Consider the following 7,991-nt stretch of genomic DNA (forward strand, 5'->3'; position numbering starts at 1 on the left):
GTGGTACAATGGGGAAAATAAACGGCGGGAGGCGCGCGTGATGGAGAAAAACCTGTATATGCTGCTCGAAGGGATGTACCCGTCCCTGCACCGGGTGGAAAAGAAGATCGCGGGCTATGTCCTGGCGCACGCCGAGGCCGTGGCGGGCATGAGCGTGCAGCAGCTCGCGCGCGAGCTGGGGGTGGCGGAGTCCAGCATCGTGCGCTTCAGCAAAAGCGTGGGCTGCACGGGGTTTGCGGCGTTCAAGCTCATGCTGGTCAAGTACGCGCCGAGCGCCACGCGCACGATCTTTGAGGAGCTGACGCCGGGCGACGACGCGGCCACGGTGACGAAAAAGGTCTTTTCCCGCAATATCGACACGCTGGAGCGCGCGCTCGGCCTGCTCGACTTCGACAGGATCGGGCAGGCGGTCGACTGGATGGACGCGGCGGAGCGCATCCTGTTCTTCGGGCTGGGCGCGTCGGCCTCCATCGCGGAGGATTTCTATATCCGCCTGATGCGCATCGGCATGAACGCGCAGGCGGTGACCGACGCGCACCTCTCGCAGATCGCCGCCGGGATGCTGGACAGCCGCGCGGTCGCGGTCGGCATCACGCACACCGGGCGCACGCTCGAGGTCGTGCACGCCCTGGCGACCGCGCGCGAGCAGGGCGCGCGCACGATTGCGATCACCGGGATCCCCAAGACCCCGGTGGAGCGCACGGCCGACCTATGCCTCGAGCTGTATTCGCCGGAGCAGCTCTTCATTTCGCCGCGCGTGGCGCAGGTTTCGCTGATCGACAGCCTGTATGTCGGGCTGGCGCTGCGCCGCAAGGCCAGCGCGCTGAGTTATGTAGGGCGCATGGATACGTCGCTCGAAGATTTCCGGCTCAAGTGAACGGATTTCCGGATACGCTGCAAAAAGGCGGGGCTGGCAAGCCCCGCCTTTTTGCGCGGCCAGGAGCTTGCCGGCCCCCGTTTGGCGGGTTCGATGACGCGGAATATTATTCGATCAAAATGAATATAAAATTTCGTAGTCGCTTTGCATAAGAAATATTATTCGATATTGTGAAGAAGTTATGAAAAATAATTATTTGGCAAAACCGCCTTGTTTTTTGCGCGATAGGACGCTATGATTTGAGATATATTCACGATAACCGCAGCAAGCCGCATTTTTGGGCAGCCTCCTCCGGCGGACCGGGAATCCTGTTCGGAAATGAATAATATTCCAAAAATGCGGCGGCTGCGGCGTGCAAAACAAAAGGGATTTGGACGATAAGAAGGGAGAAAAGGATGAAAAGGACAGCAAAAAGGATGGTTTCCTGGCTGCTAGCGGTGGTCATGCTGCTGACCTGCATGCCCGCGGCCTTTGCGGCGGAGGGCGCGCAGTTTAAAAACGGCCCCTACCTGCTCGCACCCAAGACGGACAGCATGGTCGTCACTTGGGAGAGCACGCAGAAAACGGACGCCACCATCGCCTACGGCACCGCGGCAGATGCGCTTTGCGACCCGGTCCCGGTAGCCGCAGACGCGGACGCGCCGGATTTCCAGGGCGCGAAGATGCAGCTTTTCCACTACAAGATGGAAAACCTGCAGCCGGGCACCCGGTACTATTATGAGGTCAAGCTCGCGGGCGGCGAAACCTGCAAGGCGAGCTTCAAGACGCTGGAGGAAAACCCGGAAAGCATCAACCTGATGTCGATTTCCGACTCGCACGCGTTTGCCACGCGCGCCGAACTGGACGCGGCGGTCAAGGCCAACGACCCGGCGTTCCTCATCCACTGCGGCGATATTGTCGAGGGCACCGGCGCGCAGGCCGAGCAGTTCAGCTTTTTCCTGCAAGCCAAAAGCGAAGACGACTTTATCCATTCCTACCCGGTCGTGTATTCGAGCGGCAACCACGACCAGGGCGGCATCTACTACAATACCTACATTTACAGCGTGCAGGACAAGGAATACGGCGCGGAGGTCGAGGGCGACAGCTCCTTCAACTACGGCGGCCTGCACATCACGCTGATGAACAGCAACCCGTGGGGCCTGTTCCAGATGAATTCAGAGGCGACCGGCAACAAGGCTGACGCCGCCACGGTCAAAACCATCGAGGACGCGATGGCCTGGCTCAAGAAGGACCTGGCTTCGGACGCGGCGAAAAACGCAGATTTCCGCATCATCACGATGCACCACCCGGTTTCCGACGCGTACACCAAGCGCTATATCCCGGACGTGATCGAGCCGGCGGGCGTCGACCTGCTGCTGTCCGGCCACACGCACAGCTATGCGCGCGCGGTTTCCGACAACCCGGCGGTCGGCGCGGGCACCGTCTACCTGACGCACCAGGACGCGCGTACCTATAATAAGAAGGGCGACTACTTCCATATCACGGGCGGCAAGGACACCCTGACCGTCGACGTGTTCGGCGCGGAAGGCGAGGGCAAGGAGTCCAAGCTGGCCGCAACCACCGTGATCGCCAAGGACAAGCAGGTGCTGGGCTATTCCGATATTTCGATCACCCCGGCCGAAGTGCTTTATAACGGCGATATCACGGTTTCCGCCAAGGTCACGAACAACGGCAAGGGCATCGCGGCGGCCGTGCTGCCGGTTATGGACAACGGCAAGGCGCGCTACCTCTACAAGTTCGACGGCGAGGTCAAGACCCTTGACCCCGGCGCCTCTACCACGCTGACCGGCACGCTGCGCATGGAGTCCCTGGGCGCGCACACCGTCAAGCTTGCGGACAAGGCCGCGAACGTCAACGTCAAGTTCCGCAACGCGACCTTCGATTACACCAACCTGCGCACCCGCCTGGGCGACGGCGAGACGAGCGACCTCAACAGTAACAAGCTGTATATTAAGGCCGACGTGACGAATATCGGCAACGAGGCCGGCACCGCCGCGGCGGAATTCATGCTGGACGGCAAGCCGATTGCAAGCAAGCAGTACGACCTGGCCGCGGGCGAGACCAAGACCGTGGAGTTCGTCCACGTCTTTGACAAGGCGGGCGAATACAAGGCCACGATCGGCAACGCCGCGCCGCAGGACGTCTTTATTGAAGGCTCGATCCAGGGCATGCCGATCGTCAAGGACAAGTCCGGCAACGGCAACAACGGCTACATCCACGGCCAGCCCGAGTTCGGCACCGACGACAAGGGCAACCAGACCCTGGTGCTCGACGGCAAGCGCGACTACATCGAAATCCCCGACAACGGCGGCTATACGGTCAAGGACGCGTGCACCGGCATGGTGTGGGCGAACCTGCCCAGCGCGGGCACGACCAAGGGCGGCGTTTCCGAGCTGACCGAACCCTATGTCGACCTGGACGGCAAGGGCGCGATCCCCGACCACAACCCGCTGATGGTCAAGGGCATCGGCCTGGGCTGGGGCACCCCGTACCTGTTCCGCATCGCCGTGCGCGAGACCGGCAAGGTCACCTACGGCGTGTGCCTGCTGGACGACAACGGCGAATTCAGCTGGAACGACGGCAGCCAGGACGAGGCCGGCATCAAGAAGGACACCTGGATGCAGTATACCAGTTCCTTTGACTTTGAAAACGGCGGCGACGCGTACCAGAACGGCTACAACAGCTCGCACGTCGACAAGCCCCCGTTTACCGCCCCGGTGAAGAACTGGGAAGGCGTGCCGATGTATATCGGCCTGGGCTTCAAGAACACCATCCAGACGGCGCGCAACCGCGGCATGTACCACACGATGCTGCCGGGCGCGATCTCCCAGGTGCGCTTCTATACGACCAAGGTCTCCGCAGCGGAAAACGACGCGGTGCGCAATAACCCCACCGCGGCGGGCGCGGACGCAAAGGACCTCAAGATCTGGCTGATGTTCAGCGACGACAACATTATTAAGGAAGGCACGCACACGACCGAGTGGGTCGAGGCGTCTGCCGCGCCCTCCAGCCTGTCTTACGACGTGTCCTTCGCGGGCGCGGCGGGCGTGACCGCGGCCGTGCAGACCTCCGACGACGGCAAGACCGTCAAGCAGGAGCAGGAAATCAAGCTGGCGAGCGGCCAGGACAAGGCGGCGCTGACCGGCCTGGACAACGCAAAATATGTCCGCGTCAAGACCACCTTCGTCTCCGACCTCAACAAGACCGAATCGAGCGTGCCCGTCCTGAACGAGTACGTGCTCGAGGCGGGCAACACCAAGGTGTGGAACACGCTGGCCGACTGGGAGCGCGGCACGTTTGAAGGCGCGGCCGGCCACCAGCCGGGCGACGTTTACCGCAACCATGCCAAGGACTTTGACGACTACAGCGGCACGGCGGACGAGGCCGACGCGGCCGGCTTCACCGACGTTGCAAACCACTGGGCGAAGGGCGCGATCGACTATGTCGTATCAAGCGGCCTGTTCACCGGCGCAAGCGCGACCCGGTTCGAGCCGGAGGCCGCGATGACCCGCGCCATGTTCGTCACCGTACTCGGCCGCATGGCGGACGCCAAGGGCGACGGCGCGGCGGCGGCCAAGGCCTTCGCGGACGTTGCGGCGGACGCATACTACGCCCCGTACGTGGCGTGGGCTTCGGAAAACGGCATTGTCACGGGCACCGACCCCGGGCGCTTCGACCCGGAGGCGCCGGTTACCCGCGAGCAGATGGCTGCGATCCTGGCGCGCTACATCGGCAAATCCGGCCTGGAGCTGGCGGGCAAGGGCGACAAGGCGGCCTTCGCCGACGATGGCAGCATCTCGGCCTACGCCAAGGACGCGGTCTATGAGATGCGCGGGACGGGCGTCATTTCCGGCAAGCCGGGCAACCGGTTCGACCCGCAGGGCGTGGCCGTCCGCGCAGAGGTCGCGGCGCTCATGCAGCAGTTCGCGCAGGCTTCCGGAAAGGCCGCGTAACCCCCAGGTTTTTTACGGTCCCGTATTGCAGGGCCCCGTGCCGGGCAGACGCCCGGCACGGGGGCTTTTGAAGTTTTCAAACTGTTCATTTTCTGGTCACACTTATTTCACGGAAACCCCGTATACTAAAACCTGTCGATAAAACGACGAATCTTTTTCATTTCTTATTTCCTATTTCTACTTAGGCCGCCCCATCCCCCGGGGCGGCCTTTCCCCGTTTTGCGGCAGGCCGCAAGGTTTTCCAAAATAGGCGCTGGAAAATGGCAATTAAGCGGAGAAAAAGGCGGATTTAGCGCAAGGATTTCCTTACAAGGGCACGGGATGCGGCCTATAATAAAAGAAAAAGCGGGCATTTCTGCCCGCAGGCAGGGGGGAGCAGGATGACAGGGCCGATACATTTGTCCATTGCGGCGCCGGTGGAAGGCGGCCGGCCGGTATTCCGCGCGGGCGGGGTGCCGGAAATCGTGCGGTGCAGCGAAATGGTGGTCTCGCACGGGCGGCTGACGCGCACGATGCACCGCCATGAGGGGGAGGCGGAGCTCGTGCTCGTGCTGGACGGCTACGGCCGCCAGGTGATCGGCGGCGAGACCTACCTCACCGGCGCAGGCGACCTTATTTTCCACAACAGCGGCGTGATGCACGAGGACGATTCCCGCGCGAACACCGACTGCCACACCCTGTGTTGCGTCTTTTCCGGGCTGCATGCCGAGGGGCTTGCGCCGGGGGCGCTGATCGCGCCGGGCAGGCGCCCGGTCGTGCAGGCCGGCGCACAGTTCCACATCCTGCGGGCGATGTTCGGCCTGGTCTATGAGAGGCTGAAGACCGGCGACCCGTATGACCGGCGGATCGCGCAGGATATCGCGGCGCCGCTCGTAATGCTGGCCATGCAGCTGGCGGAAAAGCAGCCCGAAACGCCCCCGCCGCCGCGCCATGCGCTGGTGGCCGCGATGCAGTCGTATATGGACGAGCACTTTGCCGAGGATTTGCATCTTGAAGACATCACGCGCCGTTTTGCCGTCAGCCAGTACTATGCCTGCCGCCTGTTTAAGGAGCAGACCGGCATTTCCCCTATGAAATACCTGATCCGCCGCCGCGTGGGCGAGGCGCAGACGCTGCTGCTGGCCACGGAGCGCAGCGTCGAGGAGGTCGCGGCCGCGGTCGGCTACGCAAACCCGAACTATTTCAGCACAGTGTTCAGCCGGGTCGTCGGGCTGCCGCCCAAACGGTACCGGCAGGAAAGCACCTGGGCGTCCGGCGCTTGACAGCGCGCGGCAAACGTGATACGATACTTTTCGCAAGGGAGCCCCGCAAGGGGGCTGAGAGGAGGGCGAGCCCCTCGACCTTTGGGACCATAGGTCCCGGAACCTGATTTGGATCATGCCAACGTAGGGAAGCGATGGGGGAAACCGCTTTTTCCGGCGCGGTACGCCCGCGTTCCGTGAAAAATGCAGAGATACCAAGGGAACATTCCGTACGGGGTGTTCCCTTTTTTTCGTGCCTTCATTGGCAAAAAGGAGGAAATGGATGAAGAAAGTACTAACCATTGCGGGGTCGGACTGCTCCGGCGGCGCCGGGATACAGGCCGACCTCAAGACCATGTCCGCGTACGGCGTGTTCGGGATGAGCGTCGTGGTATCGGTCGTGGCGGAGAACACCGCGCGCGTCATCGGTATCCAGGACGTCAGCCCGGAGATGATCGCGCAGCAGATCGACGCGGTGTTCGAGGACATCGTCCCGGACGCGGTCAAGGTGGGCATGCTGTCCTCGCCGGCCTGCATGCGCGCGGTCGCGGGCAAGCTGCGGCAGTACCGCCCGGCGAACGTGGTCATCGACCCGGTGATGTTCGCCAAGAACGGCGACGCGCTGATGGACCCGTCCTCGGTCGGCGCGCTGATCGAATCCGTGCTGCCGCTCGCGGACGTGCTCACGCCCAACATCCACGAGGCCGAGTGCATCACGGGCGCGCCGGTGCGCACCGTGGACGATATGGAACGCGCGGCGCGCGAAATCCTGGCGCTCGGCTGCAAGGCCGTGCTGGTCAAGGGCGGCAACAGCATCCCCGGCGCGGTCGACGTGTTCTGCGACGCGGGCGGCGCGCGGCGCCTGATGACCCACCAGGTCGACACGCGCAATACGCACGGCACTGGCTGCACGCTGTCCTCGGCGATCGCGTCCGGCCTGGCGCTCGGCTACGGCGTGGCCGAGGCGGTCGAGCGCGCGAAGGCCTATGTAACCGACGCGATCGACCATGCGCTGCCGATCGGGCACGGCAACGGGCCACTCAACCACTTCTGCCGTATTTTCCCGGAGGAGGGATGAAATGAACCACAAATCGATTAAAAAACTGGTGCTCGCGGGCATCCTGGTCGCCGTGGCGGTCGTCGGGGGCACGTTTTCCGTGCCGATCGGCGCCGCCAAGTGCGCGCCGGTGCAGCACATGGTGAACGTACTGGCCGGGGTGCTGCTCGGGCCGGGCTACGCGGTCGGCATGGCGTTCCTGTCCTCGCTGATCCGCAACCTGATCGGCACGGGCACGCTGCTGGCGTTCCCGGGCTCGATGGTCGGCGCGCTGCTGTGCGGCCTGTGCTACCGTGCGGGGCATAAGATGTACCTGGCCTATATCGGCGAGGTGCTGGGCACGGGCGTGCTCGGCGCGGTCGCCGCCTGGCCGGTCGCCAACCTGCTGCTCGGCAAGGCCGCCGCGCCGCTGGCCTTCGTCGTGCCGTTCCTGGTTTCGACGGCGGTCGGCGCCGCGGTCTCGGTCCTCGTCCTGTCCGCCCTGGAGCGCACGGGCGTGCTCGGGCGGCTCGGGGAGGGGCTGCGATGAACCTGGAAGCCATCTGGGCGCGGGCGGTGGAAGCGCGCCCGACCGTCCACGCGATTACGAACCCCGTCACGGTCAACGACTGTGCAAACGTCATCCTTGCCGCCGGCGGCGCGCCGATCATGGCGCAGGACGAGCGGGAGGCGGCGGAAATCCAGTCGCGGTCGGACGCGCTGGTGCTGAACCTCGGCGCGCTGCACGCGCAGGAGGCGATGCTGCGCGCCGGCCGGGAGGCAAACGCCTGCGGCCACCCGGTCGTGCTCGACCCGGTCGGGGCGGGCGCCTCGTTCTTCCGCGGCGAGCTTGGCCGCCGGCTGCTGCACGATGTGCGCTGCAC

6 protein-coding genes are annotated in these 7,991 nt (G+C 63.9%); all 6 read left to right on the plus strand.

Annotation, left to right across the window (positions count from 1 at the left end; translation table 11 throughout):
• Positions 1 to 40 precede the first annotated feature (40 nt).
• Positions 41 to 877 (plus strand): MurR/RpiR family transcriptional regulator, encoded by an 837-nt coding sequence (locus tag CZ203_RS04675; protein ID WP_159456365.1) that lies wholly within the window; start codon positions 41 to 43, stop codon positions 875 to 877.
• A 395-nt stretch (positions 878 to 1,272) separates the two neighbouring features.
• Positions 1,273 to 4,830 (plus strand): S-layer homology domain-containing protein, encoded by a 3,558-nt coding sequence (locus tag CZ203_RS04680; protein WP_087065015.1) that lies wholly within the window; start codon positions 1,273 to 1,275, stop codon positions 4,828 to 4,830.
• A 380-nt stretch (positions 4,831 to 5,210) separates the two neighbouring features.
• Entirely contained in the window at positions 5,211 to 6,092 is an 882-nt protein-coding gene (locus CZ203_RS04685; protein ID WP_087065016.1) for a helix-turn-helix domain-containing protein, read from the plus strand.
• A 262-nt stretch (positions 6,093 to 6,354) separates the two neighbouring features.
• A complete protein-coding gene (gene thiD / locus CZ203_RS04690; RefSeq protein ID WP_087065017.1) occupies positions 6,355 to 7,149 on the plus strand; it encodes a bifunctional hydroxymethylpyrimidine kinase/phosphomethylpyrimidine kinase in 795 nt (264 codons plus the stop codon).
• A 1-nt stretch (position 7,150) separates the two neighbouring features.
• Entirely contained in the window at positions 7,151 to 7,657 is a 507-nt protein-coding gene (gene thiW, locus CZ203_RS04695) for an energy coupling factor transporter S component ThiW (protein ID WP_087065018.1), read from the plus strand.
• Positions 7,654 to 7,991, plus strand: a 338-nt coding sequence (locus tag CZ203_RS04700) for a hydroxyethylthiazole kinase (RefSeq protein WP_200809433.1), incomplete at its 3' end; no start/stop codon positions are given. The genes thiW and CZ203_RS04700, both read left to right, overlap by 4 nt.

The sequence above is a fragment of the Intestinibacillus massiliensis genome (assembly GCF_900155735.1).
GTDB classification, from domain to species: domain Bacteria; phylum Bacillota; class Clostridia; order Oscillospirales; family Butyricicoccaceae; genus Intestinibacillus; species Intestinibacillus massiliensis.